The sequence below is a fragment of the Tardiphaga sp. 768_D3_N2_1 genome (assembly GCF_052076105.1).
GTDB lineage: Bacteria > Pseudomonadota > Alphaproteobacteria > Rhizobiales > Xanthobacteraceae > Tardiphaga.
In genome coordinates this window covers 5,638,061-5,664,400 of sequence record NZ_CP197245.1, presented here as the reverse complement: position 1 = coordinate 5,664,400, position 26,340 = coordinate 5,638,061, and the positions used below count along the sequence as shown (strand labels likewise).

Here is a 26,340-nt window from a genome sequence, read left to right as displayed (position 1 = left end):
CGCAAATATGCGCGTCAGACCGCGCAATAGCGCTCCTGAATTTCCTTGTCGGCCAGCAGCGCTGCCGAACTGCTCTCATAGACCACCTCGCCCTGATCCATGATGATCGCGCGATCGGCGAGACGCAGCGCCCATTCCACATTCTGTTCGACCAGGAGCAGCGTAACGCCCTGATCACGCAGCTTGCGGAACAGCACGCCCATCTCCTCGACCAGCACCGGCATGATGCCCTCCGACGGCTCGTCGAGCAGGATCATCTTGGGCTTGGCGATGGTCGCGCGGGCGATCGCCAGCATCTGCTGTTCGCCGCCGGACATGGTGACGCCTTCCTGATCGAGGCGTTCCTTGAGGCGCGGAAAGCTCTCCGCGATCTCCTCGATGGCGTCTTTCTCGTTGATCTGGCCGCGGCTGGCGACGAGACCGAGTTGCAGGTTTTCGCGCACCGTCAGGCCCGGAATGATCCGGCGCTCTTCGGGAACATAGGCCAGACCCAGACGAAAGCGATCATGCGCGGCCAGCGATACGAGGTCGGTACCGTTGAACGTGATGCTGCCTGTGGTCTTCGACATCAAGCCCATGACCGAACGGATCGTGGTGGTCTTGCCGGCGCCATTGCGGCCGACCAGTGCGACGACTTCGCCCTGCGCCACCGAGATCGAGACCCCGTGCAGCGTATGGCTGGCGCCGTACCAGGCGTGCAGGTCTTTGGTTTCAAGCATAGCCATCATTCTGTCCCAGATAGACGCGACGAACCTCCGGGTCCGTCTGGATATCGTGCGGTGAGCCATCGGCGATCAGACGGCCATGGTGCAGCACCAGGATCCGGTCGCTGAGGCCAAGGATCATCTTCATCTTGTGCTCGACCAGCAGAATGGTCCGCTCCGCCGCCAGCTTCTCCAGCAGCGCGACCATTTCCTTGGTTTCTTCCGGCCCCATGCCTGCGGTCGGCTCGTCCAGCAGCAGCACTTCCGGGCTGGAGATCAGCGCGATGGCGATCTCCAGCGCGCGCTGCTGACCATGCGCCAAAAACTTGGCGGTCTCGTCGCGCTTGGCGACCAGACCAACGGCTTCCAACGCGGCGTCCGCTTTTGCATCGAGTTCGGTGAACTTGTTGCGGTTGGTCCAGATATTGTAGCGCGAGCGGCTGGCCTGCGCCGCGACGCGAACATTCTCGTGGACGCTCAGATCGGGAAAGATGTTGGTGATCTGATAGGAGCGCGCGATGCCGCGATGCACGAATTCATGCTGTTTTGTGCCCTTGAGATCGGTGCCTTTGAAGCGGATCGATCCGCTGGACGGCGTCAGCACGCCGGACAGCACATTGAAGAATGTGCTCTTGCCGGCGCCGTTGGGGCCGATGATGGATGTGACGCGACCGGGACGGAATTCCGTCGTCACGCCTTGCAGCGCGACGAAGCCGCCGAACTTCACTCCGATATCGTTGACGGCGAGAAGCGGCGCGTTCATCGCATGACCTTTGTGAGAAATGTGCCCCAGATGCCCTTGGGCAGAAACAGCACGAACAGCACGAAGATGGATCCGACGATGATCTGCCAGTGCGACGTCCACAGCGAGAACACGTCTTCCATCACCAGGAACACCAGCGCGCCGATGAACGGGCCAAAGAAGCTGCTCGCCCCGCCCAAAAGCGTCATCATCACGATCATGCCGGAGGACAGGTAGTGCAGCGAATCCAGCGGCACGAAAGCGAGATGCAGCGCCGACATGGTGCCGCCGAGGGCGCAGATCGTCCCCGACAGGGTGAATGACAGGAGCTTGGTACGCTCGACATTGTAACCGCAGGTCCGGGCACGACGCTCGTTCTCGCGGATCGCCTCGATGGCGGCGCCGAACGGCGAGTTGAGAATGCGCGAGACCAGCCACAGCGCCGCTGCCGCGAACACCATCAGAACATAGTATTTGTTGACCGGATCGAGAAAATTGATCTCGAAGCCGAACAGGTTGATCTTGTTGACGGTGAAGCCGCGCAGGCCGTTTTCACCACCGGTCCAGGACGGTGTCTGCAGCGCGACGTAATAGACAAGTTGCGCCAGAGCGAGCGTGACCATCGAGAAATAGATGCCGCGCGTCCGCGTCGACAATGCTCCCATCACAAAGGCCAGCAGTGCGCCACCAATAACGCCCATCAGTACGGCAAGATACCAGGGCACGCCGAACTGGCCGATCGCGATGCCGGTGATGTAGGCACCGGTGCCGACAAAGGCCGCGTGGCCGAACGACAGCAGGCCGGTATAGCCGAACAGCAGATTGTAACCGACGGCGACAACGCCATAGATCAGCACATTGACCGCCAGTGCCTTGGACGGCAGAAGCCATGGCAGCAGGCAGAGCGCCAGGATCGACAGTGGAACGCGATACCTGGTCATGAGCGCCTTGAAACGCGCGGGCTTGCGCACGCTGGCGGGTGGGGAAACGGCGAGCGCCGGGGATGTCATGGTCCGCTCCGTTACGCGAGTTTGCCGAACAGGCCCTGCGGCCGGATCAGAAGCACGATGGCCATCAGTGCGAACATCACGATGGTCGCCATTTCCGGCGCGAACAGCGCGGTCATGCTGATGACGACGCCGACGAGAAGACCGGCGATGATCGCGCCGACCAGGGAACCGAGACCGCCGATCACCGTCACCACGAAGGCCTCAGCGAGTACCAACGCACCCATTTCCGGATTGACTGACCGCATCGGGCCGGACAACACGCCGCCCAGCGACGCAAGACCGACGCCGAGACCGAAGACCAGCAGCCAGACCTTGCTGATGTCGACACCCAGTACCTTCATCATGGTCGGATCGCGCGCACCGGCACGGACGATCAGACCGAATTTGGTTTTCTCCAGGCCGAGCCACAGCAGCACCACGATCAGAAGGACGATGCCGATGACGAAAATGCGGTAGATCGGAAAGAAACCGACACCGAGATCGACCACCCCGGTCAGAAGCGACGGTGTCGGGAACGGGATGCCATCACTGCCGAACACGATCCGTACACCTTCCACCAACACGTAACTCAGGCCGAAGGTCAGCAACAGCGGATCGTCGATCGAACGCCCATAGAGTGGACGGATCAAAACATATTCAATCAGCATCCCGAAGACGCCGATCATGATGGGGGCAACGAGAAGCCCCCACCAGAAACTGCCGGTCAGTGAGGCAACCCACAGCCCGGCATAGGCGCCGACCATGAACAGCGCGCCATGCGCGAAGTTCACCACGCCCAGCATGCCGAAAATGATCGACAGGCCGAGCGCGGTGATCACGAGGATCGCACCGAGGGCAACTCCCGAAAAGAGTTGCATCAGAATGAGTTCTGTATCCATGGACGACGGATGCTTTCGTTAGGCCGGGAAGCCGAGTTCAGTGCAGCTGCGCAGCACGTTTTCCGAGGCCGGTTCATTGGCCACGATGCTGAACAGGTCGCTGTCGCCCTTCATATCGGCCTTCTTCTTGGACTCGAGTACGAGAACCGACTGGACCGACTGGTGATCGCACTTGCGGTAATACTGCGAGCCCTTGGCGACGTCGTATTTCAGGCCTTCCAGCGCGGTGATCACCTTGTCGGTATCAGTGCCGCCGGCCGCCTGCATCGCCTGCAGCAGCGATGAAACACCGGTGTAGCCATAAGCGCCGTAGTCGGTCGGGATGGCGCCGCCATTGGCCGCGCGATAGGCGTCGTTGAACGCCTTGGCGCTCGGCAACTGACTCTCCAGCCCCCAATAGAAGTTGGAGCCACCGACGACGCCTTCGAACACTTCGGGGCTGACCGCCAGTCGCTGGTTGTGCAGCAGCACGGGCACGACGATCTTCGACTGCTGCTTCAAGCCGAAGTCCACCGCCTGCTTGATGGAATTGGCCTGATCGCGACCGAAATTGCTGATGCACAGGATGTCCGGGCGCATCGAGCGCAGACGCGGCATGAAAGTCGAGTAATCTGCCGCACCGAACGGATGCATGATCTCGCCGACAGTCTCGGCGCCGATCGCAGCCTGTGCGCGTTTGAAACCGCGCAGCATTTCATGGCCATAGGCATAGTCGGCTACGAGATGCGCGACCTTGGTGCCCTTCTTGAACGCATGGCGCGCCACGGCGCCTGCGGTCATGGTCGGGTTCAGCGCTTCGTGGAAGGTGTATTTGCTGAAGTCTTTCACTTCGTTGATGGTGTCGGACTGGCTGATCGAGACATAGAGCACGCCGCGCGCACGGGTCACTTCGTTCACCGCGAGCTGCACGGCGCTGGACAGCGACCCGACGATCGCATGGACCTTGTCCTTCTCGATCAGTTCGAGCGTGCGCGTTGCCGCCTCGCCGCCATTCAGCTTGTCGTCACGCACCAGCAGCTCGACCTTGCGGCCATTGATACCGCCCTTATCGTTGAATTGCTTGACCGCGAGCTCGGCGCTCTTGACCTGATCCTTGGCCTCGGCCGCGAAAGGGCCGGTCAGTGGTGTCGGAAAGCCGATGCGGATCGTGTCGTCGGCGGCGCGTGCGATCCACGGCATGGCGACGAAACTTGCACCTGCGCCAAGGCTGGCCAGCACATGGCGCCGCGAGAGATGGGATCGGTTCTTGCCTCGAATGTCCTTCATGATGTCCTCCGATTGCTCTGTTTTGTGTTTTCAGATGTGTCCAAGCGCCTTGAGAATTCGCGCAGGTGTCATCGGCACCTGTGCGACCGTGCCTCCGAATGGTCTCATCGCATCATTCACTGCATTCATCGCGGCGGCCGACGCCGCGGCCGTCCCGGCCTCACCTACGCCCTTGGCGCCGAGCTGGGTGTCCATGGTCGGCGTTTCGACATGCCCCACCTCGATGTCCGGCATCTCCACCGCCATCGGGACGAGATAATCCGCGAGCGAGCCGTTGGTCAGCTGGCCGCTTTCGCCATAGACGCATTCCTCGAAGAACGCAGCGCCAAGTCCCTGCACCACCCCGCCGCGGATCTGCTCATCGACCAGCAACGGATTGATGACACGACCGCAATCCTCGACCACCCACAGCTTGAGTATCTTGACGAGACCTGTCTCGACATCGAGCTCAAGATGGCAGCCCTGAACGCCATTGGTGAAGGCAAAGGGATAGCCCTGCGGCGCATAATGATGCGCGACGGTGAGCTGCGCCTGTGTCCCGGGCGGCAGCGTGTCCGAGCGGAAATAGGCGATGCGCGCGATCTCCGAGAGCTCCATGCGCTGCTGCGCCGTGGCGGCATCAACGATCCAGCCACTATGGATGTCGAGCTTGTCCGGCTCGTCCTGCAAAATCGCCGCCGCCACCGCGAGTACATTGGCTTTCAGCTTCCTGGCCGCTTGCAGCGCCGTCTCGCCGCCGATACCGGCGCCGCGGCAGGCATAGGTCGCACCGCCATGCGGCGTCGTGTCCGTATCGCCTGTCATGACCTTGATGCGGTCGCGATCAACACCGAGATGTTCGGCGACGATCTGTCCAATGATGGTTTCCGTGCCCTGCCCGAGTTCGGTTACCGAGATCGAGCAGTGAACGTCGCCGGCCGGCGTGATCTTCACGATAGCCCCGTCCTGCGAGGAAATCCGTGCGCCACCGACGCCATAGAAGGCCGGACCGGGATTGGTGATCTCCACGAAAGTGGCGATGCCGATGCCGCGATGAATGCCCTTGGCCCGTAGCTCCGCCTGTTCGGCGCGCAGCCGATCATAGTCCATCATCGCCTTCAGCTTGGCCAGACAGGCGTGATGCGACAGCGCTTCGAACTGGTAGCCGGTCGGCGACGTGCAGGGATAGGCATCGTCGAGGATCATGTTACGGCTGCGGATATCGAACACATCCTGCGCCGTCTTGTCGGCGATCATGTCCACCAGACGTTCGGTGACAGTGCAGGCCACCGGGTGTCCGACGGCCCGGTACTGGCTCATCTGCACCTTGTTCTGGAACACCACCTGCAGATCAGCGCGATAGTTCCTGAATGTGTAGGGTGCGCCCATCAGGCGATAGACCTGATTGCCTTCGACAACGCTGGTGCGCGGATAGGCCGAGAAAGCCCCGATGCCGGTGACGTCCTCCACATCCATCGCCAGGATATTGCCGTCGGCGTTCGCCGCCATGCGGGCGCGGACGCGATGATCGCGCGCATGGATATCCGATACGAAGGATTCGATGCGGTCGGCCACGTATTTCACCGGACGCCCGAGCATCATACTGAGCCCGACCACCGCCATGTCCTCATGATACATGTGCAGCTTCATGCCGAACGAACCGCCGATATCCGGCGCGACCACACGGACGCGGGATTCAGGGAGGCCGTAGTGGCGGGCATAGATGTCCTGGAACTGATAGGGCGTCTGCGTCGCGTGATGCACCGTCAGTTGCCCTTGGCTGGCATCGTAGTCAGCGATGATCGCGCGCGGCTCCATGGTGACCGCTGTGTGGCGGCCGAAGTGAAACTCCTCTTCCACCACATGGGCGGCGCCGGCGAAGATGTCGTCGACACCGCCGGTGTCGATCTTGCCATGAAAGCAGACATTGCTGCCCAGCTCCGGCGCGATCAACGGCGCATCGGCTGCGCGTGCGGCGTCGATATCGACCACCGCCGGCAGTTCGTCGAATTCGATATACACTGCCTCGGCAGCATCCTCGGCCAGCGCGCGCGTGTCGGCAACAACGGCCACCACCGCCTGACCGGACCACACCACCTTGTCGATCGGCAGCGGAAGCTGTGGGGGCGACTTCATGCCCTTGAAGTGGTCCATGGTGCCAACCCACGGCGTGCAGAGTTTGGCGAGATCAGCGCCGGTCGCGATCAATCGCACGCCGGGCATCTCGCGCGCCGCCTGCGCGTCGATCGAGACGATCCGGGCATGCGCGTAGGGACTGCGCACATAGGCGACATACAGCATCCGCGGCAGCGTGATATCGGTGACGTATCGGCCGCGACCGGCGAGCAGACGTTTGGCATTCGGCCGCGGGACCGAACGGCCGATATAGGAATTCGGACGATCGAGTGGGGTCAACACGCTCATGCGCCGACCTCCCCTGAGGCCGGAGCATTCAGCCCTGCGTCGCGATCGCGCGCGACTTTCTCGATCGCATCGACGATCGCCTCATAGCCCGTACAGCGACAGTAATTGCCCGACAGCGCGTCGCGAATCTCCTCGCGCGACGGAACGCCGGGCTGCGCCAGCAAACTGTGCGCCGTCATCAGCATTCCCGGCGTACAGAATCCGCATTGCAGCGCATTGCGCCGGTGAAATGCCTCTTGAAGATCGGCAATCGCCGCACGTTCCGATAGGCCTTCGACCGTCTCGATAGTCGAGCCGCTCGCCTGCACAGCGAAGGTCAGGCAGGAATGCACCACGCGGCCGTCGAGCACGACGAGACACGCGCCGCACACACCCATCTCGCAACCTGTATGAGTGCCCGTGAGCTCCAGCGTCTGCCGCAGGAAATCCGCCAGCGTGGTGCGCGGCGCGATGCCGTGCGACACCTCGGCGCCATTCACCGTCATGGTCACATTGACGAGATCGCTCATGGCGCCTGCCTCGCGATCTGGCCGAGCAAGCGCCCGAGAAGCACGCGCGCAAGACGGCGCTTCATGGCGGGTGGCGTGTGTTCGTCCTCCGGCGGATCGAGATCGTCGCCGACGATTGCCTGTGCCGCAACAATTGCGGCCTGATCGAGCTTCTTCCCGATCAGACTGTCTTCGGCCTGCCGCACGCGGACCGGCGTGCTGCCGACAGAAAAGAACGCAATACGGATCTGCTCAATCACGTCGTCAGAAAACCCGGCAAGAATGCCGCAGCCGACCAATGCGAAATCGCCGCGCCGGCGGGCGAGTTCATGGAAGGCCCAGCGATGACCCGGCCGAACCACCGGCACATGAATGGCGACAAGAAGTTCGCCCGGCTCGATCGCCGTCTGAAACAGATCAAGGAAAAAGTCGTCGGCCGGCACGCGGCGTGCCCCGTCGCGGCCGGCAATCTCGAGCTCGGCACCGAGCGCCAGTGTCATGGCTGGAAATTCCGACGCAGGATCGGCGTGAGAAATACTCCCGCCGAGCGTACCCTTGTTGCGGATCGCCGGATGCGCCACATGCGGCGCGGCCTCGCTGTAGAGCGGTGCATGTTCGCGGATCAGTGGATCGGCCAGCACCTCGTGATGCCGCGTGAGCGCGCCGATGCGCAGCCAATCACCGTGCAGCTCGATGCCACGAAGGTCAGGGATATGCGCGATGTCGATCAGCAATTGCGGCGCCTGCAAACGCAAGGCGAGCGCCGGCACGAGGCTCTGGCCACCTGCGATGTAACTCGCATCGTCGCCAGCTTCCTCGAACGCTTTCAAAGCCTCCACCACCGTGGACGGCCTCACATAGTTGAACGCCCTCGCCTTCAACTTTCCCCCCGAACGTCTCGCAGACGTCAAAGTTTGTGACCATTTGGTCTTAAATCTAGAACACGCCGAGTTCTGAGGTCAACAGAAAACGACCATTTGGTCTCTTTCCTGAATTGGGTTATTCAGGAATCCCGCAATGCGAAGCCAAAATGGCCAAGAAAACCGTCAAAACCGCAAAAAAGCCCCCGCGTCGCAACATGCGCGCGGCAGAGCGCGAGCGCTTCATCGTCGACGAAGCCGTGAAATTTTTCGCCGAGCACGGCTTCGGAGGGCAGACGCGCGAACTGGCGAAACGCATGGGCATCACCCATTCAGCCATCTATCGGCACTTCCCGAGCAAGGAAGCGCTGATCGAGCGTGTCTATGAAGAGATTTATCTCAGCCGCTGGTCACCTTCATGGGCCGGCCTGATCCAGGATCGAACGCTGTCTCTTCAAACGCGACTGTCGCGCTTCTATCTGGAATATGTCGAGCAGGTCTTCGAATACAACTGGGTGAGAATCTTCGTCTTCTCCGGGATGAAATCATTCGACATCACCAAGCGCTATCTTCAAATCGTCCGCGAACAAATCATCGAACCCGCCTGCCGCGAACTCCGTCACGACCTGAAGCTGCCCTCAAGCGACGAGGTGCCGCTATCGGAGCGTGAAATCGAAATGTTCTGGGGTTTGCACGGCCGCATCTTCTATATGGCCATCCGACGCTTCGTCTACGACACGCCAACACCGGATCGACTGGACGACATTGTCAACGACGCGGTGCGTGTGTTTCTCGACGGCTCAAAACAGCTGATGCCCGAGCTTGTGCAATCCTCGTCACACCGTTTGTAGTCCATCGCGATCGCCGCCTTTTGCGATCAGCACACGCCTGCTTCTTGATCTCATCCGAAAGCTTGCGATCCCGACAGGCATACTTCGGGACCGCGAATTCGCCGAGGCTATTATCGATTGGCCTGCACGACTAACGGTCAGCACAGCCGCGCCAGCAGATTGATCAAGTTGATCGAGCACATGAAGTACATTGACAGAGTCCACCCCTGCCGGAGCAGAGACGCGACTTGGCACTAGTTCACGCTTTTCTGCCGAAGAAGTGCAATCATACCACGCCGGTATTACGGGCTTTTCGAAACGCTACACTCGAAGTGAGCACTGCTGCAGCAGGGAAGAAGCTTGCTATCGTTGTCGCAAGCACTACTGCCGTAGAGGAATCCAGAGTGTGTATCATCAAGTATCATTTCTCTCGGTAAGACTTATCAGCACGTTTGTGTAGTTCGTTTACCGGGGCTGTCGATAAATACCGTTGCTAGTGCGCGATGAGTCGTTGCGCACCGTGCTACCGCAGCTCTGATACCAGTCTCCAAGTTTTAGCACAATTAACTCACTGTTTTGCCCATTGCCGCGCCAAACTCCCGCCTCAAACGTAAACAAACGTTAATCCACGGGCGCTTCGATCGAAGCTAATGCAGAACTGTAGTTACGTACCTGCACTTTCTTTTGCGAAGTTTCTTGGGGGCTTCGTCAACACAATACAGGGGAACGGTATTGGCAACATTACACTACACATCCGGAGATAACATCAACGCCCAGGGCGAATACACTCCAGCGAAGGCAGGCTTCAACCTTGCCGACGTTTCATCGGTGGAGGAATTGAATTCGTTGCCGGCAGGCGTGAAGGGTCTCGTCTGGCTCGACCAGGGTGACGGCGTGACCCAAAGTTTCATCGACGCTGTGAAGCCCTACATCGGAAATCCTAACGTCTACGGCTTCTTCCTCAAGGACGAGCCAGATCCAACGGGACAGTGGAACACGCTCGTGACTGCGGCAAATCTGAAAGCCGAGTCGGACTGGATTCACGCCAACGTTCCGGGAGCGAAGACCTTCATCACCATGATGAATATGGGATCTTCGGAAAACCCGAGCTTTGCGAACACCTATACTCCGGAAAATACCCACATCGATTACTTCGGAATCGATCCGTATCCGGTGCGATCCGGCAGTTCGACGGTCGACTACAGCATGATCGACAAGGCTGTTGCTGCTGCCAAAGCCGCCGGTATTCCGGAAGCGAACATCGTTCCGGTCTTCCAGACGTTCGGCGGCGGTAACTGGGTCACCGATCAGGGTGGTCAATATGTGATGCCGACTGCCGCGCAGGAACAGCAGATGCTCGACCATTGGGCATCTGTCGTTCCCAATCCGGCTTTCGACTACGCCTATGCCTGGGGATCGCAGAACGGAGACGTGGCGCTCGAAAACTCGCAAGAGCTCCAGAACGTATTCCTGCAGCACAATACGAGCACCACGACGACGGGTTCGACCTCGACTGGAAACACGACTCCGGTTGATACGTCGAGCAGCAGCCCGGCGACGCCGGTCGATACGTCAAATAGCGGCACTTCGACAGACACGACGTCTTCGAACGATTCTTCGACGACGCCGACGACCTCCCAGCCGACAACGACGGCGCCGACCACCGATACCAGCAGCTCCGGGCACAACCACCATCACAAGGCTGACTCCTCCCAGTCGACAGATGGAAGCACATCGTCCGGTTCCGGAGGTGGACACCATCACCACGGATCCACGGCAAACGCGTCGGTGAGCACTGCAACGGATACCGCTTCCAGCAGCGTTACCGACAAAGCGTTGGTCGATACGTCAACAACGACGGACTCGACCTCGTCGGTCGACACCTCGACTGCGCCCACGACCACGGAGCCAACGACGGCGCCGACCACCAACGCTGGCCACTCCGGACATAACCACCATCACAAGCTGGACTTCTCCCAGCTGACCGATGGAAGCACGTCATCCGGAGGTGGACACCATCACCACGGATCCGCGGCAACCGCGTCCGTGAGCGCTGCAACGGATACCGCTTCCAGCAGCGTTGTCGACACAGCGTCGGTCGACACCTCGACTGCGGCGGCCACCACCGAGCCGACGACGACGGCTCCGGCCACCGACGTCGGCAACTCCGGGCACAACCACCATCACAGGCTGGATTTCTCTCATCTCACGGATGGGAACAAATTTTCCTGGGGTGGTCATCATAACCAGGCATCCGCTCCGCCCGCTGCAACCGCAGCAGCGACGGCTGCAACCGATACGGCTTCGAGCGACGTCACCGACGCAACTCTGGCGCCGCATCTGGATCTCGCTAGCCTCCACAACAACCATCACGTGGATCACCATTCGTGGCACTGGTAAGCCCGCAGAACTGAGTCTGCGACAAAAACGACATATGCGCGGTGATCCGCGCATATGAAAGCGACTTGGGGGGGCCTTCATGGCCCCCCATTTGGGGATCATCGCGGCCAGTATGGTCGCGAGAGGAATGCCGTCTCGCGCAGTGCGGGATGTGTTGCGTACGAGCGCATTCGCGCTCGCTTCTTCGCATATGGCTTCTCTAACGTTAGCGCCGTCCGATCCGGGCGGCCTGGATGCACACATGTATACTTCAGCAAAGCCACCCGCGCTTGCGGACGCTTTCCGTCAGATACGTCCCGGCCTGCTTGCCGCCGGCGGCCTGTCTGTCTTCATAAATCTTCTGGTATTCGTTTCGCCGCTTTATACGATGCAGATCTACGATCGCGTTCTGACGAGTCGAAACGCGATGACGCTGTTGCTGCTTTCGCTCATCGCGCTCGCGCTTTTCATCAGCTACGCAGCACTCGAACACTTTCGCAGCCGCGTTCTCGTGCAAACCGGGATCCGCTTCGACCAGCTACTCTCAGGAGAAGCTTTCGAAACGGCGCTTGCACAGGCGGTGCGCACGGGGAGCTCGCGTCATGTCCAGCTGTTGCGCGACGTCGATACATTGCGCGACGTTCTTTCCGGCGGCGTGATCACGTCTTTGATGGACGTACCCTGGACTCCAGTTTTTCTCGGCATGTGTTTTCTGCTTCATCCGTCGATCGGCCTCGTTGCCCTGACGGGTGCGCTGGTTATTCTTGCGCTCGCCTTTCTCAATGAGCGCGCGACCAAAGCGCCGCTGATGGCCGCCTCGGCCAAGAACCTCCACGCTTTGGATCGACTGACATCCTCGCTGCGTAATGCGGAAGCCATCCGCGGCCTCGGCATGGGGCCAGCCATCCGCTCCGCCTGGGGCGCGATGCATGGACAGGCACTCGTTGAAAGCGCCAGGGCGGGAGAACGCGGCGGAACACTGCTCGCAATCTCAAAGTTCCTGCGGATGGCGATTCAGGTGGCAATTATGGGAGTCGGTGCTTACCTGGCCATTCACCAGGAAATCTCGGGAGGCGTTCTCTTCGCTGCCTCACTCATCATGGGGCGTGCGCTTGCACCGGTCGAGGCCGCCGTCTCCCAGTGGAGAGCGTTCGTTGCAGCACGTACCTCTTTTTCTCGACTCGACGAGGCCCTGCGAACGCGCGCGACAGAACGACAGCCGACACGGCTGCCGCCCCCGGTTGGCCAAATCTCAGTCGAAGCCTTGACCGTTATGGTGCCGGGATCACAGCTGGCGGCGATTGCCGATGTTAATTTCCGGCTGACGCCTGGCGAGGTTGTCGCGATCGTCGGTGCGTCCGGCTCCGGCAAATCCTCTCTGGCGCGCGCGCTGGTCGGAGCATGGCCCGCCGCGCAGGGTTGCGTGCGCGTCGACGGAAACGACATCCGCCATTTCGATGCCAGCTACCTTGGCCAAAGTTTCGGATACCTGCCGCAGGACGTTGAACTGTTCGCCGGAACCGTTCGCGACAATATCGCTCGCTTTCGCGACGGCGCTTCGGACGAGCAGGTTGTCGAAGCGGCGCAACTGGCTTCGGCGCATGCCATGATCCAGCGACTGCCGCAGGGTTACGACACCGTCATCGGGGAAAATGGCGCTGGTCTTTCCGGCGGCCAACGACAGCGCATCGGACTGGCCCGCGCGCTGTTTGGCAGGCCCGTCTTCGTCGTGCTCGATGAACCCAACGCCAACCTCGACGGCGACGGCGATCGCGCTTTGGCTGATGCCATCCAGGCGCTTCGGCAGCAACGCGTGACGATCGTGATCATCAATCACCGACCCAATCTTCTGTCCTTGGTCGACAAGATCGTTTTCATGCATGAAGGCCGCATCGGACGCGCGGGAACACGCGAAGAGCTGCTCCCCCTGCTTCTTGGTGACACGTCTACGCCCAAGCCCCGCGAGACACGGATCGCGCCGGAAGAAGATCGCCTAGTTCACGGACCCTCACGCCACGCGCCGTTTCCACGTTCGGTGCGGCCTGTCCATATAACGAGACAATGATGAATATACCCAAGCTGCGAGCAGAGACGGCTGCTCACGACGAATTGGCGCGCCTTCTCACGCGCCTGAGCGATGGCGGACGCGCATTGCGGTCGCCTGATGTCCTGCAACGTTTCGCGGAGGTCAAGACACGATTGCTCGCCTGGCTGTCGAAGGCGAAGCTGGCGATCTTCCCGAACAACAATCCCGGGGACGACAATGGCGCCCCAACGGGCGACTGGCACACTCCGGCACGACGCGGCTTCGGCATCGTATTCCTGACCTTCGTTGTATTTGGTGGTTGGGCCGGCCTGGCATCTATCGATGGCGCCGTCGTCGCTGCAGGCTCGGTCGTCGTCGAAAGCGACCGCAAATCCGTCCAGCATCTCGAAGGCGGCATCGTCCAAAGCCTGATGGTCAAGGGCGACTCACATGTCGAACAGGGGCAGGTGTTGCTGCGGCTCGAACCCACCCAGGAGCGGGCGCGGGAGGAGATGGCTCGTTCGGCTGTCTATTCGGCAATCGCGGAAGAGGGACGGCTGCTTGCAGAAGCTGAAGGAGCCGACACGATTACGTTTTCGTCCGAACTGATGCAGAAGGCCTCCGACCCTTCCGCGCAGCGGGCCATGGGCGATCAGAAGCGGCGATTTGACGAACGCCGGACCGCACGAAAGATCGAGGTGTCGATCCTGGAAGAAAAGATCGGACAGGCGCAGCGCCAAATCCAGGGGAACGCTGCGCAAAGCAAGGCCGCACGGGCGCAGTTCGACAGCATGGCGCAGGAATATACCAAGCTCAAGCCACTCGCCGACCAGGGAATCGTTCCGTTCGCGCGGATTGCGACTCTCGAGCGTTCCAAATCCGACCTTGAGGGGCGAATTGGTTCATACGACGCAGATATCGCACGCTTCGGACGGATCATCGACGAGGCACGGTTACAGATCAATCAGGTTGGGCAGAAAGTTCTGGAGGAGGCCACCGGCAAGCTTGCCGATACCCGCGCCCAGCTTGCCGATGCGCGCGAGAAACTGCGCATGGCCGCCGACGTTCTCAGCCGGACGGAAGTGCGCGCTCCCCGCTCCGGACGCATCGTCAATCTAAAAGTCCATACGGTCGGAGCGGTAATCAAGCCGGGCGACGTCTTGATGGAAATCGTGCCGGACAACGACGTGCTCGTGGTTGCCGCGAGAATACCATCGCTCGATGTCAACCACGTACAGGTGGGCATGCCCACGGAAGTGCGGCTTCCTTCGTTCAAGGCGCGTTCAACGCCGATCGCCATCGGCGAGGTTCTTTCGGTCGGCGCCGACGCACTTCGCGACGAGGCCACGCACCAGCCTTACTATGAGGTCAAAGTTTCGGTGCAGGTGACGAAGTTTCCGGAAAAGATCCGTGAAAAGCTCAAGCCGGGCATGATGGCTGACGTCCTGATCGCCACCGGCGAGCGCACCGTTCTTGCCTATCTCGTGCAACCGATGACCGACGCGATACGGCGTGGCATGCGGGAAGACTAAGGAGAACAACCGGCATCGCGACTTGTCGGGGCGCCGGATGTCAGGCTGGTATCCATCCGTTCGCCACGGAGGCGGCGAACTGGTCGCGTTGTCCTGCACACGCTTGGTATGCGCGCCGGTCAGGGCGTGGGCCAGTTGCATGCCGCCGCGATCTTGCGTCGGATGGAATCCAGGCCGACCAATTGAAACGTACTCTCATATGGCGGACCTTTCCCAACCTGGACTTTAACGAGAAGCCGGCCGCCATCCGGTATTGAGCGGAGTAAGCGGATGACGTCGCCCGGAAAGGCGAGACTTTTCCCCACTTCTGTGGCTCTCCAGCGTTGTTCAACAACCGGCTCCTCGTTGATCCGGTGCGCGACCTTCACCTCACCATCCGGGACCTGTTTCCAGGACCCCGTTGTAGAAATTATCAGTTCCGTGCGATGGGCACGGCAATGGATGGCGAGCGCGGAGGCAGCATTTTGCGACGCCGCGCGCGCTGTCATCAGTGCCTCAATCTGAGGCTGATAATCCACCGGCGAGGTTGTCTCGCTGATGATCCAGTTCGGATTTTGAGACGGCGCCGCAGCAGAGGGGGCGGCCATTTCCCCCAACAGCGCGTCGACGCATTTCAATCGCTCCATGCCTTCGAGCTGTGAGCAACTCTTCAGACGATCGATGGCGCCGCCGGTTTGAGCACACACAGCCTGGCCCATAACCAAGAGCACAACCAGGCCGAGAGCACTCGTGCCCTTCATGGGGACCGTCCCGCTGTTACGGCCTGCGGAAGATCAAGCCATTCCTGCGCCGGCTTAAACCGGCCGAGGCTCGGCACGCTGGCCCGCAGATTGACCTCTTTCCATTTCGAATCGAAACCAGGGGACTGCAACCGGTCGAAGCGACCAAACAAGTGATCTACAAGACGCGCCACGCGCCGGTATCGGTCGGACTGTTGCGGCCAGTTGTAGGCCGCAAGAATGGTGGGGACTGCAATTGTCGCTATCCGCTCCCCCTTTGGCACCAGACTCGGATAATCCGTCGCGTCGATAGACGACGGAAGATAGTAGTCCTCAAATTTGGCGCCGTATTCGACGGGGAGGAACTTAAATCCGGGATCCCAGCGTCCCTTCAGAAAAGCGTCGACGGGCTTTGACGTCACAAACACAACGGCTGCGATTTCTCCACGCTTCATTTGCTCCAATGCGACCTGGTGCGGAATGAACATCTTTTCCACATTTAGTCCCAGCCGGCTGAAGATCAGCGGACCGGAATAGGCGGCTGCGGTACCTTGCGTATTGAAATTGACCTTTTTGCCCTTGAGTTCTTCGAGCGACCGGATCTCCGGGCGGACGAAGATGTGCAGTTCGGACGGAAAGAGGTTCAGAACGTAAACGATGCGCCGTTCGATAGACGGAACTTGAGCTTTATATTCCTCGAGAGCATCCGTGTTGATGATCGCCGCATCAACACCCTTGAGATACAGCAGCGAATTGACGTTTTCCGTCGCTCCGCGCGTCACGATCGGGAGGACATGAAGCTTATTCTCCTCATTTGCGACGCGAGCGATCTCCGCCGCGAGACGAAGCGGAGCCCCTTCGATGAGCCCGCCGGCGAGGCCGACAGTCCATGCATTGATGCGTTCTTTAGCGGCCGCTTCGGTCCTTTTCGCCGCCGCCGCAGCCTGCGTCTCGCGCGTCGTGAGAGATTGGGCGTTGGCAGCCAGTTGCAGCCCAAACGCCGCCAATGCCATAGCAAATGAGAGCTTGATGAGCGACATGCGGGTCTCCATTCTCAGAATGACTACCTTGGGCTGACGCGTCAGAGGCTGGCGGCTATTTCAGCGTCTCGATCCGAGCCTTCGCATCCTCAATGCCGCCCGCTTGTGCCTTTTCATACAGTTCGCGTGCCTTTCTGGAATCACCGAGCACCCCACGTGCGCTCCACGATTTCAGCACGCGAGCATCGTAGGTCTCCGCGAGCATAAAGGCGGCTCGCGCGCTGCCATGTCCAAGAGCGTGCTCAAGCAATGGGCGCGCCCCGCTGATGTCAGCTTGCCGGAGCAATGCGTTGGCCCGAACAAGCAGTCTCTGTTCGTCCGCCACAGAATGGGGAGCGACACTCGCCAGCACGGTTGCCTCTGATGCCACGGGGACTTTCAGCTCCACACTTGGCACGGCTTCGCGAGCGGTCGACCGTGCTTGCGGTGGCGTTTCCAACACGGACGATCGTTCCGCATATGAAGCGACGGCCTGAGTGGAAGCCCACTGCGGCAAGGCGCTCTTTCCCTCGGTCGTCTTCGCACGGGGCTCCGCCGCGCCTTCGTTCCGGCCAGTCGTGGAGGGTTTGCGCGAAGCGAGAGTCTGAGACGCACTCACGGCAGCAAGCTTCTGGTTTCCAGCCTCCAGTTGGTTCTTAACAAGAGCAAGCTCCTGCACAAGTGCGTCACCACGCTCCCGCTCGCTGGCAAGAGCTCGCTTCTGCTCTGCTGCCGTGGTGTTGCCGACCTCCGTCACCCGAAGCACATCAGCGTGTGCCGCCGCGAGACGGCTGGCATGCTCTTCGATCTGCTGACGCGCCGAGGAGAGCTCGCGGGCGACTGCCTCGGTCCGATTGCGCTCCTTTGCAAATGTCCGTTCGTGTTCGATCTTCGCAGCCTCGATGATCCGCGCGGCCTCCGGCATGGCGGCATGCGCCGCGTCGAGTTCGATCCGGAGGGAGATCAATTCACGCCTGAGGGCTTCTGCTGCGTCTTGCTGCTGTTTGAGCTGTTGTTCGAGCGCCTGCTTTTGTTCGATCTCTGCCGCGGTAGCCTTTGCAGAGTCCGAAGCTGCGATTCGCACCGTATCGAGTTCCACCCGAAGGGAAGCAATGTCATGAGCAAGAACGTCTGCCTTGCCCCGATCCTGCTGTTCGAGCGCCTGCTCCTGTTTGATTTCGGCCTCGGTGGCTTGCACAGCTTTCGAAATCACGATCCGCGCCGCGTCGAGTTCCGTCCGAAGGAAGGTAAGCTCACGCATAAGGTCGATTGTTTTTTCGCGTTCCTGTTCGAGCGCTTGCGTTTGCCTGATCCCGACCTCAATGGCCTCGGTAGGTTCCTTGCCTGCCACCCGCGCCGTATCGAGTTCCGCCCGGAGGGTCGCAAGTTCACTCGCAAGAGCGTCTGCCCTGGCTCGCTCTTGATCAAGCGCGCGTCTTAGCGAGGTGCTGGCTGCTTCGTCCGCCGACTGCGCCGCATTGAGTTCCGTTTGGGCTTGTGCAGTGGAGGCCTGCGTGCGGAATTGGCTTTCACCGCATAGCCCATCCTTCGCAATCCCAATGAAGACCCACAGAATGCAAGCTCCCGCTGCAGACGAGGCACGCGCAGCGGTTCTGCTTCTTACACGGGAGCCCTCAACAGCTTTGGATCGCGGTAGCCAATGCGATGCTACCTCAATTGCCTGTGACCACATCGTGACAACTCAGGTGAGCTTTTATGTGTGTCTATTTTCATGACACAGCCTTCATCGACCGTTTGTCGATGTAGCAATGGAAGTAGTCACAATGAGGTAGGCGCACCAATCGTGGCAATTAAGTAGATCGCGCCTGCATTGTCTGAACTATTCTTGACCCGCTTGTTCGCGCACGATTACGCTGTAGCGCACACTTGAGTCAGCACTCCCAGCACACTCAAGGAGACAACATGAACAGATCACTCGTCGTCTTCGCCAGCGTGGCCGCCGTTGGGAGTATCCTGGTGCTGAGCACCCAAACCAGCGGCGCTGTAGAAATCAATAATTCTGCCAAGACTTCTGCCAGAATGAACGTAAACGCCAAGATGACCACGGGCGCCGTCCGAACGCAGCCACATCGCCTCGCTGTACAGGTTGACGTCAATGACCCCGCAACAATGAATCTCGCTCTCAATAATGTCAGCAATGTAGTTCAGCACTACAGCGAGATCGGTCAAAAGGTTGGGATCGAAGTGGTCGTTTTTGGACCTGGACTACATATGCTACGAGATGACACCTCTCCCGTCAAAACGCGCATCAAATCCATGAGCGAAGCTATGCCACAGCTGACCTTTTCAGCATGCGGGAACACCCGGGAGAATATGGCAAAAGCTGAGGCAAAAGATATTCCTCTTATCCCCCAGGCCAAGGTCACCAAATCCGGAGTGGTACGACTTATGGAGCTGCAAGAGCGAGGCTGGAGCTACTTGCGACCTTGATTGAAGGGGCCTTTGTGATCTGCATCGCCTCGTTTCAATCTGTCGGATCTGTTGGTCGAAGATCAGGAACAGGACAACGTGATCGCTCGCTCGATGACCGGTCGGTTTACGGTCAAATGCGGGTCGATCACCAGATCGAGATGCCCGCCAGCAATCGGAATAACCTCCAGTTTTGCAAACAGAGAGTCCCACCCGAGATGTGCTGGCGCCCCTCGCCGGTTGCAGAGGAACAGCGTTCCGGTGATTGGCAAGCGAGATTTGGCACTCGCCACCCAACGGCCGAATTCCTGCATCCGGAGAATCTCCTCAAGCTCCAACTTAAGCATGAAGCGGGTGCCGGCCAGACGTGTCCAGATCCTCGTATCGAGAATTCGGCAGAACTCCACCTCCCAGTGGAGTCGAACGACGCATTTTGCGATAGCGCGACACAGCATTCGGTACATCGTGACCCGGTGCGATCTAACTCGCTGCAGCGTACGCGACAGGGTCTCCCGATAATCACTCCTGCGCGGGCCGATGTTCGTGTCCAGTATGCCCAGGGATTTCACCGACCGACCTTCCGCAATCAGCCTAGCTGCCACTTCAAATGCGACGCCGCCACCCAGCGAATAGCCAATCAGACTTATGTCGCCGCGAGGATGAACGGCGTTGATCTGTTCCAGAGCCAACGTCGCCATGTGGTCGACCGTACCGCATCCAGTCAGGGCAGACGTCAGATCCGGGTAGCGGATCGGGATCACCTGAGCCGTCTTGCTCAACTGCGCCCCGAACGCCGCCAGACTTGGGCCGTACCCCATTGAACCTGGCAACATCACAAGATGAGGGAGCAGGTCTTCGACCGGTTGTCTCCGCTGCGCCTTACCTCCTGCAGCGACGATCTCGATCATATCGGCTGCGCTCATGTCCACCGTGAAGGCCTCCATGTTGAGCTCTTCACCGATCAGTTCTTCCAACTCCATCACGCATCGCAGAAGCTTGAGGGAATCGCCACCGGCCTCGTCCCAGCGGCCGGCAACATCAGTCGTGCCGAGGATCCGCGTCCATACCTGCGCCACCATCTTTCCAGCTTGCTTCACTTCGTCCGCCCCTGGGGGCCGAGGCGAGGGCGGACCTCTTCGGCTTTCGGTATCCAGCGCCTTGAGTTTCGCGACGTCTATCTTTCCGCCGGCGAGACGCGGAAGTTCCGCGATTTCATGCAATCTGGTCGGATGTAACGCGGTCGGAAGCGTCTGCCTGATGACGTCTCGAACGTCAGCTGTGAATGTTGCCTTGGCTTCGACGCCGGGCGCTGCAAAAATAACCAGCTCGCTTGAGTCGGTCACGATGGCGACGGCGTCGCTCACATAGGGAATCCTCCGGACGACAACCTCAAGCTCCGCCGGTTCGACACGCCGCCCGTTGATTTTGAGTTGACGCCCCTTTCGTCCCAGCATCTGCATCAATCCGCGCGCATCGACAATAACAAGGTCGCCTGTCGGGAAAATGCGACAACGGTCGTCATCCGGGTCAGGTAATGCAGGCAGCACCTGACCGTTCTCCCAGTAACCAAGTAGCACATGCATGCTCTTGATGATCAGCTCACCAACCTCGCCGATGGGCACAGGTACCCCGTTGTCGTCGACAACGGCAAACGACATTCCGGGAAGCAAATAGCCAACCGGGGGCATACTGAAATCGCTTTCTTTGCAGTCGTCGGGAAGAAACCACTGCGTGCCGGTGGTTTCGGTCGACGAATAGCTGATCTGAATGAAGCAGGAGGGCCTCACGACCTTTCGGACGAGTGCGACATCCGTCCACAACACCTTCTCACCGCCAATACGGACGACCCGAAGCGATTCGAAATCACCGGTATCGCTTGCGGCGATCACTGCCCGCAGAAGAGCAGGAACGATATAGGTGATCGTTATCTGCTGCGATCGGATTTGACGCAACACGCCGCGAAGGCCGAGGGCTTCGACATCCGCCATATGCAGTCTTGCGCCAGTCAACAAGGCCGTGAGCATCTCTCTGGTGCCCGCAATGGTTGTAGGGCCGCTCAGAGGCATAAAGACATCGGTGGCGTCGATATGGCATGCATCCGCATATTGCTGGACACGTTGGAGTAAGCTGCGCTGGCTATTCACGACACCCTTTGGCTGTCCGGTGCTGCCCGAGGTGTAGAGCACGAGGGCAGGCGCATCCACCGAGATCGGCTCAAGCGATGCGGTGCCGCCGAAGGGTTCGTTGGCGCGCGTAATATCGATCCAACGCAGGCCGTCTTCATCGATCCATTTGGTCGAGCTACTGTCGCCCTGGCCGATCAGTGCAGAAATCTGCGCATTGGCAACAATGTGGGCAAGCCGCTGGTCCGGATCGCGCGGATTGAGCGGCACCAAGGGTCGCCCTGCCGCCATACATGCAAGCATGGCGATCGGATGCCAGATCGAGTGGCGCAATAGCAGGCCGACGGCCCGCCCTTCGGGAACCACCGCTGTAATCGCCTGGGCCAGCGTCAAAACTCTGATGAGAAGATCCGAATATGTGACTTGGCGGGCGTCATCGCTAATGGCTATGTTGTTCGGAAATCTCTTTGCCACCGCATCCAGATGCGTGATGGCGGGCACGCCGGCAAATTCGGCCCCCATACGATTGAACGGGCGATCGACAGGCCCGCCTACGTCGAGAGGCAATTCGGGAGATTTCATCCAGAGGGCTTTTGCAGGCTCCCTTACATCTCCGGGAAGTGCGCGCCGGCCAACGAAAGTCTTCGCGCGGTTCGGCAGGGATCCATCGGGAAATCTTTGAAGTTGCATGACGGTACTCACCGTTGCGGGATGGACATCGTAGGCTACACGTCGGCTATTGGCGTCCTTCGAGTGAATGATAGGGTTGCACCAATTTTCCGGCCTCTATCCAACTACCGGTTTATTTGGCGGCGGCGGGACGACGAAACTCTACAACGGCGAAGAGCAGGCCAGCCGTCATGTTCACGCGTTTGTAGATGTAGATCGCCATTGCCGTGTTCCAGGCCACATTCGTCACGGCCGTCGCAACGGCGGCACCCATCACTCCAAAGAAAGCAATGCCGATCGCACAGGCTGCGACATTCATGACGGCTCCGATCGCGGTGATTGCGGCTGCTGCCCGCTCGTGCCCAGTCATGGTCAGAAGATTTTGCTGCGGACCAGTAGCAGCAGCGAAGATCTGTCCGACGATAAGAATTTGTGCGACCGGAGCTGTTGCAACGAATTCCTCGCCAAAAAAACGGAGTAGCGGTACCGTTAGCAACAAAAGTGGAAGTGCCAGCACGACTGTTCCAGCGAGCGACAGGACAGTTGCTCGGGCAAACAGACTCTGAAGCGCTGCCTCATTCCGATGCGCGTGAAGCTTCGAAACGTTTGGCGAAAAGAAAGTCCCCACTGCCATCCGAGGGAGAACAAGAAAAAGAGCTAGATTCAACCCCAATGCAAAGATGCCAGCCTCGTGGGCATCGCCGATCCAGCCGAGGATAATCACGCCGGCGCGGCTCATGAGAACCTCAACTCCAATAAGGATCATGACAGGGCAGGCGAGATGCCACCAGTCGCGGGGCGCATAAGCCGGCCCCGCTGAGCGTAGTTGTGGCGGCCAAAGCTTCCGCATGCTCAGTCCGACAATGGCTGCCGTGACGGCAGAACTTGCCATCAACGCGATCAGGACTGTTGTCGCATCGATTGGCGTGACGTTGAGCGCCACTGCAAGCAGAAGCAGAACGACCATAAGGCCGTCCCGAACGAAGCGTTCGGGAGCAATTGCCGAAATGACGCCACCTAACGCGCGTACCGTAGCGGAACCGAGAACGTAAAGCGCGACCAATGGGACGGTCGCCATGCCAACCGCCAGACTGATAGTCAGCTCCCGATGAAGTGTCTCCGACAGGAATAGCGCGGTGGCGATTCCGCAAAGCGCGATCAACATCCCGACCAGCAATGATCGCCCGAATGCAAATTGAATGACTCCGCGCGCCAATGGCCACTTTCCGGTCGCACTGTAGGCCGGCACATATCGCAACAGAACCGTGTTGAACCCGAGTCCGGCGATGTAAGAGAGAAGGGTCGTCCAGGCCAAGACGTATGAGTAGATACCGTAACTCGTCGCTCCTATCGTACGGGCGATGACAAGTTGAGCCATGCACGTCAGCCCGGCGCCGCCAACATAGATAACGAACGCCCACAGGCTTGCGCTGGCCATGCGCCGAGCGAGTTCGGGTTGAGTCTGAGCTGCAAAAGTTCCGATTGCCTCGGGCGCCGGCAGAGGTGGCGTGAACTTCTCGGCACAGGGTTCGAAGCCGTCGTCCCTTGGGTCCGGTGACGAGCCGACCGCTCCATCGGGCCTGAACTTGCTGGAGACCTCCTCTTCGATGCGATCGAGGGCCCTGGACATCAGTCCGGGATCCAGCGAGTTGATGCAGATCACCCGTTGATGCTCGGCCGCGAGTAGTGAGCCAACGTAATCAGTAATCGGCTTTGCTTTGAGAAAGGTACCTACATCGGGTTCGAACCATTTCTCCATGTACGTCTTCTGGCGCACTCGCTCATGGAGGCGCTGTTCTAACAGCTCCTTCGGAGCATCAAACCTGATCAATAGATCTGATTGCGTCCTCATACCGATCGCATGAGCGATCGTCTTCTCGTCCGCTCGGCTAAACAGGGCCAAGGTGCAAACGATCTGCACGAAGCCTTGGTCGAACAAGACGATGCGATCGGGCTTGTGCGAATCTCTCCACACGCAGGAAAATCGGACGACGTATTGGCTAAGCCTGACCCACCAGACGGGATTGTTGGGTGGCATTAGTCGGAGCAGGTCGTTCGCCAGACGCAGCCCTCGGGCATTTGCAACAGGACGGCACAAGATTGCGATGGTGGCGAAGATCGCGAGAGAGACGCGCTGCAGTGCCGGAAGAAATCCCCCAAAATTTAGAAGATGATTGGATAGATGCGGCAACGTAAGTACGAGGTCGACCTCATACCCACGGTCACGCAGGCGCTGAGCGAGTGCCCGGCTGAAAGTTGTTTTGCCGGCGCCAGGTGGACCAAAGGTCTCGATAATCATGCTGCCCTCAATCGCTTCTCAACCAATTGCGGGGGTTCAGTTTGGGCGATCCGGGGCGCTTCAACTCGATTGCGTCGCCGCCCCATGGTCGCCAGGTGATTGCTCTCTTCGACCGCTGGCGGAATGCGTCCCACATCCTCTTGAACAGTTGCTGCGCGCGCTCACCGAACTGGTCCTGTTGTGGTGGTTCGACGCGAGTTAAGACCGACGAGAATCTCGTGCTCTGGGCGGGGCTGAGATGTTCCGTCCGAACAAGTTGATGCAGCGCGGTCTGTGCCGCCTCACGATCAGTGCTTCCCGCGTGAATGGCGAGCAAAACGTGGTCGGCCCAACTCGCCAGCAATCTTGCTTCTGGGGCTTCCAGCAGCGAGGGTCCGTCGATGATCACGAAATCATAAGTGTCGCTCAGTTGCCGGAGCAACGAAGGAATCTTGGGGTCGGAGAGAATCCGAAGCCGATGCCCCCCAAACGGTGTTGCGGGCAGATAGTCAATTCCGGACTCATGGATATGTTCGATCGCGTCTGCCAGTGGGCGGCCATACGCCAGTACACTGTGCAAGTTGGCGGTCTCGCCACCCGGTCGACGAGTGAATTGACCAAAGTCAAGGATTAGCGTGCGCCACCCGAGCCGGGCAGCGTAAAGACCAAGGCTCCACGCTAATGTAGTCTTGCCTTCTCCACCGACGCTGGAGCTGACGAGGACAACACGCTGCGATCGTGGGGTTGCCGGGTCGGAGGCCAGTATGGATACCAGAATGGAGCGGATTGCTCTGGCATAGTGGCTCGCAGGTTCCTCCAAGACATAATGCGGCTGCTTGCCTGACTCCAGGGGAATTGAAGGTATCAGTCCGGCGCATGGAATACGCAAAGCTTCAGCGGCGTCAGCCTCCGTATGCAAGGTCCGATCGAAGTGGTTCAATATCACTGCGAGAACACAACCCAGCAGAGCGAAGATAATTACGGTAGGAGGAATCATCAGTAACGGGTGTAATGAAGTCGGTCGTTCTGGCGGTGTGGCCGTGGCGAGAATACTGACGTCTGATTGCGCGGTCAGACCTTTTGCCGTTAGCTCCTGCCGTCGCCGCAGGAGCGTTTCAAACTGTTGCGCCAGCGTGGTGACCTGCCACTCCAGCGCGGCGTTCCGGGAGGGCGAGAGCTGACCAAGACGGGAGGCTTTTAATTCCTCCTCCGCCTTTACCAGATCCCGCTGAACTTTGGATGATTGTGTCGCGAGGGAGCTCAAAGCATACTCCACGTCGCTTTGCTTCTGACGCGTGACCTCATCGACATACGATTGTGCCACCGTATTGGCGATTTCCGCCGCTCGTTGCGGATCGGAGGCCGTAGAGGTAACGGCAATGATCCTGGAGCGCCGTTCCTGACCAACCCTCAGGCTGCGCTTTAGCGCAGCGAGAGCGGACCCGTCATCGGGCTCGTGGCTTTTACCAAGCAGTAGCTCCTTGGTTGCAGACCATGTACGACGAAAGAGCGCGCGCAAGCTCTGCATCCACGTTCCTGACCCCGCTGCCGCAGCGTGTCTCGCGTCTTCGAGAGCGCGGAGCGTTGGAAGAAGTCTCCGCAGATAGGCGTCGGAGAGCAGCACCGTGACATGCGTGTCGATGGTGGATTCCTCAGCCGCCGGTGTAGGTGCTGCGGACGCACCGCCGGCATTCAAGACATCGGCTGCGCCGGATTGTCGAACGTCAACAGCGAGTTGTGCCGTCGTCATGTAGGAAGGTGACATGAGAAGGCCAGCGGCTCCAGCCAGCAGGGCGCCGATGACAATCATCCTGACGACAAGCCGCTTGTACTTCCGTACGCTATCCAGCACGCGCTTCAATGACTGGAGACCATCATTTGAAGCCAGGGATTGTTCCGTCAGGCGTCGCCCAAGTTCATCCTCTGCCAGATCCGGCGAAAGAGCCTGTAGCGGTCGAATACGCCTTCCTACTAACGCTTCCAT

General features: G+C 59.7%; 19 protein-coding genes. 5 read left to right on the top strand and 14 right to left on the bottom strand.

Annotation, left to right across the window (positions count from 1 at the left end; translation table 11 throughout):
- Positions 1-14: 14 nt before the first annotated feature.
- The 8 genes from AB8A27_RS26635 to AB8A27_RS26600 all read right to left on the bottom strand — a co-directional run bounded on the left by AB8A27_RS26635 (position 15) and on the right by AB8A27_RS26600 (position 8,372).
- On the bottom strand, positions 15-719 hold the full coding sequence (locus AB8A27_RS26635; protein ID WP_441245041.1) for an ABC transporter ATP-binding protein: 705 nt from the start codon (positions 717-719) through the stop codon (positions 15-17).
- A complete protein-coding gene (locus tag AB8A27_RS26630; protein ID WP_441244464.1) occupies positions 712-1,467 on the bottom strand; it encodes an ABC transporter ATP-binding protein in 756 nt (251 codons plus the stop codon). The genes AB8A27_RS26635 and AB8A27_RS26630 overlap by 8 nt, the downstream gene beginning before the upstream one ends.
- A complete protein-coding gene (locus tag AB8A27_RS26625) occupies positions 1,464-2,387 on the bottom strand; it encodes a branched-chain amino acid ABC transporter permease (RefSeq protein WP_441245040.1) in 924 nt (307 codons plus the stop codon). The genes AB8A27_RS26630 and AB8A27_RS26625 overlap by 4 nt, the downstream gene beginning before the upstream one ends.
- 80 nt (positions 2,388-2,467) lie before the next feature.
- Positions 2,468-3,334 carry a branched-chain amino acid ABC transporter permease gene (locus AB8A27_RS26620; RefSeq protein WP_441244463.1) on the bottom strand — a complete coding sequence of 289 codons (867 nt, stop codon included), beginning with the start codon at positions 3,332-3,334 and terminating at the stop codon, positions 2,468-2,470.
- 18 nt (positions 3,335-3,352) lie between these two features.
- A complete protein-coding gene (locus AB8A27_RS26615) occupies positions 3,353-4,600 on the bottom strand; it encodes an ABC transporter substrate-binding protein (protein WP_441244462.1) in 1,248 nt (415 codons plus the stop codon).
- Positions 4,601-4,630: 30 nt separating this feature from the next.
- Positions 4,631-7,003, bottom strand: a complete 2,373-nt coding sequence (locus tag AB8A27_RS26610; protein WP_441244461.1) for a xanthine dehydrogenase family protein molybdopterin-binding subunit — start codon at positions 7,001-7,003, stop codon at positions 4,631-4,633.
- Positions 7,000-7,512, bottom strand: a complete 513-nt coding sequence (locus AB8A27_RS26605) for a (2Fe-2S)-binding protein (RefSeq protein ID WP_441244460.1) — start codon at positions 7,510-7,512, stop codon at positions 7,000-7,002. The genes AB8A27_RS26610 and AB8A27_RS26605 overlap by 4 nt, the downstream gene beginning before the upstream one ends.
- Positions 7,509-8,372, bottom strand: a complete 864-nt coding sequence (locus AB8A27_RS26600) for an FAD binding domain-containing protein (protein ID WP_441244459.1) — start codon at positions 8,370-8,372, stop codon at positions 7,509-7,511. The genes AB8A27_RS26605 and AB8A27_RS26600 overlap by 4 nt, the downstream gene beginning before the upstream one ends.
- 149 nt (positions 8,373-8,521) lie before the next feature.
- Between AB8A27_RS26600 and AB8A27_RS26595 the strand changes: the two genes are divergently transcribed.
- The 4 genes from AB8A27_RS26595 to AB8A27_RS26580 all read left to right on the top strand — a co-directional run bounded on the left by AB8A27_RS26595 (position 8,522) and on the right by AB8A27_RS26580 (position 15,118).
- Complete coding sequence (locus AB8A27_RS26595) at positions 8,522-9,202, top strand: TetR/AcrR family transcriptional regulator (protein ID WP_441244458.1); 681 nt, start codon at positions 8,522-8,524, stop codon at positions 9,200-9,202.
- A gap of 711 nt (positions 9,203-9,913) precedes the next feature.
- The gene (locus tag AB8A27_RS26590) at positions 9,914-11,581 is read left to right on the top strand and encodes a calcium-binding protein (RefSeq protein WP_441244457.1); all 1,668 of its coding nucleotides are present in this window, start codon (positions 9,914-9,916) and stop codon (positions 11,579-11,581) included.
- Between the two features lie 241 nt (positions 11,582-11,822).
- Positions 11,823-13,625 carry a type I secretion system permease/ATPase gene (locus AB8A27_RS26585; protein ID WP_441244456.1) on the top strand — a complete coding sequence of 601 codons (1,803 nt, stop codon included), beginning with the start codon at positions 11,823-11,825 and terminating at the stop codon, positions 13,623-13,625.
- Positions 13,626-13,771: 146 nt separating this feature from the next.
- Positions 13,772-15,118, top strand: coding sequence for an HlyD family type I secretion periplasmic adaptor subunit (locus AB8A27_RS26580; RefSeq protein ID WP_441245039.1), 1,347 nt, complete (start codon positions 13,772-13,774; stop codon positions 15,116-15,118).
- Positions 15,119-15,237: 119 nt separating this feature from the next.
- Here AB8A27_RS26580 and AB8A27_RS26575 read toward each other — a convergent pair whose 3' ends face one another.
- The 3 genes from AB8A27_RS26575 to AB8A27_RS26565 are packed head-to-tail and all read right to left on the bottom strand — an operon-like array spanning position 15,238 to position 18,207.
- The gene (locus tag AB8A27_RS26575; protein WP_441244455.1) at positions 15,238-15,858 is read right to left on the bottom strand and encodes a hypothetical protein; all 621 of its coding nucleotides are present in this window, start codon (positions 15,856-15,858) and stop codon (positions 15,238-15,240) included.
- A complete protein-coding gene (locus AB8A27_RS26570) occupies positions 15,855-16,877 on the bottom strand; it encodes a TAXI family TRAP transporter solute-binding subunit (RefSeq protein WP_441244454.1) in 1,023 nt (340 codons plus the stop codon). Before AB8A27_RS26570 ends, AB8A27_RS26575 begins: the two co-directional genes overlap by 4 nt.
- 55 nt (positions 16,878-16,932) lie before the next feature.
- Complete coding sequence (locus AB8A27_RS26565) at positions 16,933-18,207, bottom strand: hypothetical protein (protein WP_441244453.1); 1,275 nt, start codon at positions 18,205-18,207, stop codon at positions 16,933-16,935.
- Between the two features lie 572 nt (positions 18,208-18,779).
- Between AB8A27_RS26565 and AB8A27_RS26560 the strand changes: the two genes are divergently transcribed.
- Positions 18,780-19,307 carry a DsrE family protein gene (locus AB8A27_RS26560; protein ID WP_441244452.1) on the top strand — a complete coding sequence of 176 codons (528 nt, stop codon included), beginning with the start codon at positions 18,780-18,782 and terminating at the stop codon, positions 19,305-19,307.
- Between the two features lie 62 nt (positions 19,308-19,369).
- Here AB8A27_RS26560 and AB8A27_RS26555 read toward each other — a convergent pair whose 3' ends face one another.
- From AB8A27_RS26555 to AB8A27_RS26545, 3 genes are all read right to left on the bottom strand, one after another.
- The gene (locus tag AB8A27_RS26555) at positions 19,370-21,991 is read right to left on the bottom strand and encodes an AMP-binding protein (RefSeq protein WP_441244451.1); all 2,622 of its coding nucleotides are present in this window, start codon (positions 21,989-21,991) and stop codon (positions 19,370-19,372) included.
- Positions 21,992-22,211: 220 nt separating this feature from the next.
- Complete coding sequence (locus tag AB8A27_RS26550) at positions 22,212-24,377, bottom strand: oligosaccharide flippase family protein (RefSeq protein WP_441244450.1); 2,166 nt, start codon at positions 24,375-24,377, stop codon at positions 22,212-22,214.
- Positions 24,378-24,384: 7 nt separating this feature from the next.
- The gene (locus AB8A27_RS26545) at positions 24,385-26,340 is read right to left on the bottom strand and encodes a hypothetical protein (RefSeq protein WP_441244449.1); all 1,956 of its coding nucleotides are present in this window, start codon (positions 26,338-26,340) and stop codon (positions 24,385-24,387) included.

Bases quoted from the DNA above. Each gene is read 5' to 3' on its own strand.
- AB8A27_RS26555 (WP_441244451.1), bottom strand. From the start codon at position 21,991: ATGAAATCTCCCGAATTGCCTCTCGACGTAGGCGGGCCTGTCGATCGC.
- AB8A27_RS26605 (WP_441244460.1), bottom strand. From the start codon at position 7,512: ATGAGCGATCTCGTCAATGTGACCATGACGGTGAATGGCGCCGAGGTG.
- AB8A27_RS26630 (WP_441244464.1), bottom strand. From the start codon at position 1,467: ATGAACGCGCCGCTTCTCGCCGTCAACGATATCGGAGTGAAGTTCGGC.
- AB8A27_RS26560 (WP_441244452.1), top strand. From the start codon at position 18,780: ATGAACAGATCACTCGTCGTCTTCGCCAGCGTGGCCGCCGTTGGGAGT.
- AB8A27_RS26615 (WP_441244462.1), bottom strand. From the start codon at position 4,600: ATGAAGGACATTCGAGGCAAGAACCGATCCCATCTCTCGCGGCGCCAT.
- AB8A27_RS26545 (WP_441244449.1), bottom strand. From the start codon at position 26,340: ATGGAAGCGTTAGTAGGAAGGCGTATTCGACCGCTACAGGCTCTTTCG.
- AB8A27_RS26635 (WP_441245041.1), bottom strand. From the start codon at position 719: ATGCTTGAAACCAAAGACCTGCACGCCTGGTACGGCGCCAGCCATACG.
- AB8A27_RS26595 (WP_441244458.1), top strand. From the start codon at position 8,522: ATGGCCAAGAAAACCGTCAAAACCGCAAAAAAGCCCCCGCGTCGCAAC.
- AB8A27_RS26550 (WP_441244450.1), bottom strand. From the start codon at position 24,377: ATGATTATCGAGACCTTTGGTCCACCTGGCGCCGGCAAAACAACTTTC.
- AB8A27_RS26575 (WP_441244455.1), bottom strand. From the start codon at position 15,858: ATGAAGGGCACGAGTGCTCTCGGCCTGGTTGTGCTCTTGGTTATGGGC.
- AB8A27_RS26585 (WP_441244456.1), top strand. From the start codon at position 11,823: ATGTATACTTCAGCAAAGCCACCCGCGCTTGCGGACGCTTTCCGTCAG.
- AB8A27_RS26570 (WP_441244454.1), bottom strand. From the start codon at position 16,877: ATGTCGCTCATCAAGCTCTCATTTGCTATGGCATTGGCGGCGTTTGGG.
- AB8A27_RS26620 (WP_441244463.1), bottom strand. From the start codon at position 3,334: ATGGATACAGAACTCATTCTGATGCAACTCTTTTCGGGAGTTGCCCTC.
- AB8A27_RS26610 (WP_441244461.1), bottom strand. From the start codon at position 7,003: ATGAGCGTGTTGACCCCACTCGATCGTCCGAATTCCTATATCGGCCGT.
- AB8A27_RS26625 (WP_441245040.1), bottom strand. From the start codon at position 2,387: ATGACCAGGTATCGCGTTCCACTGTCGATCCTGGCGCTCTGCCTGCTG.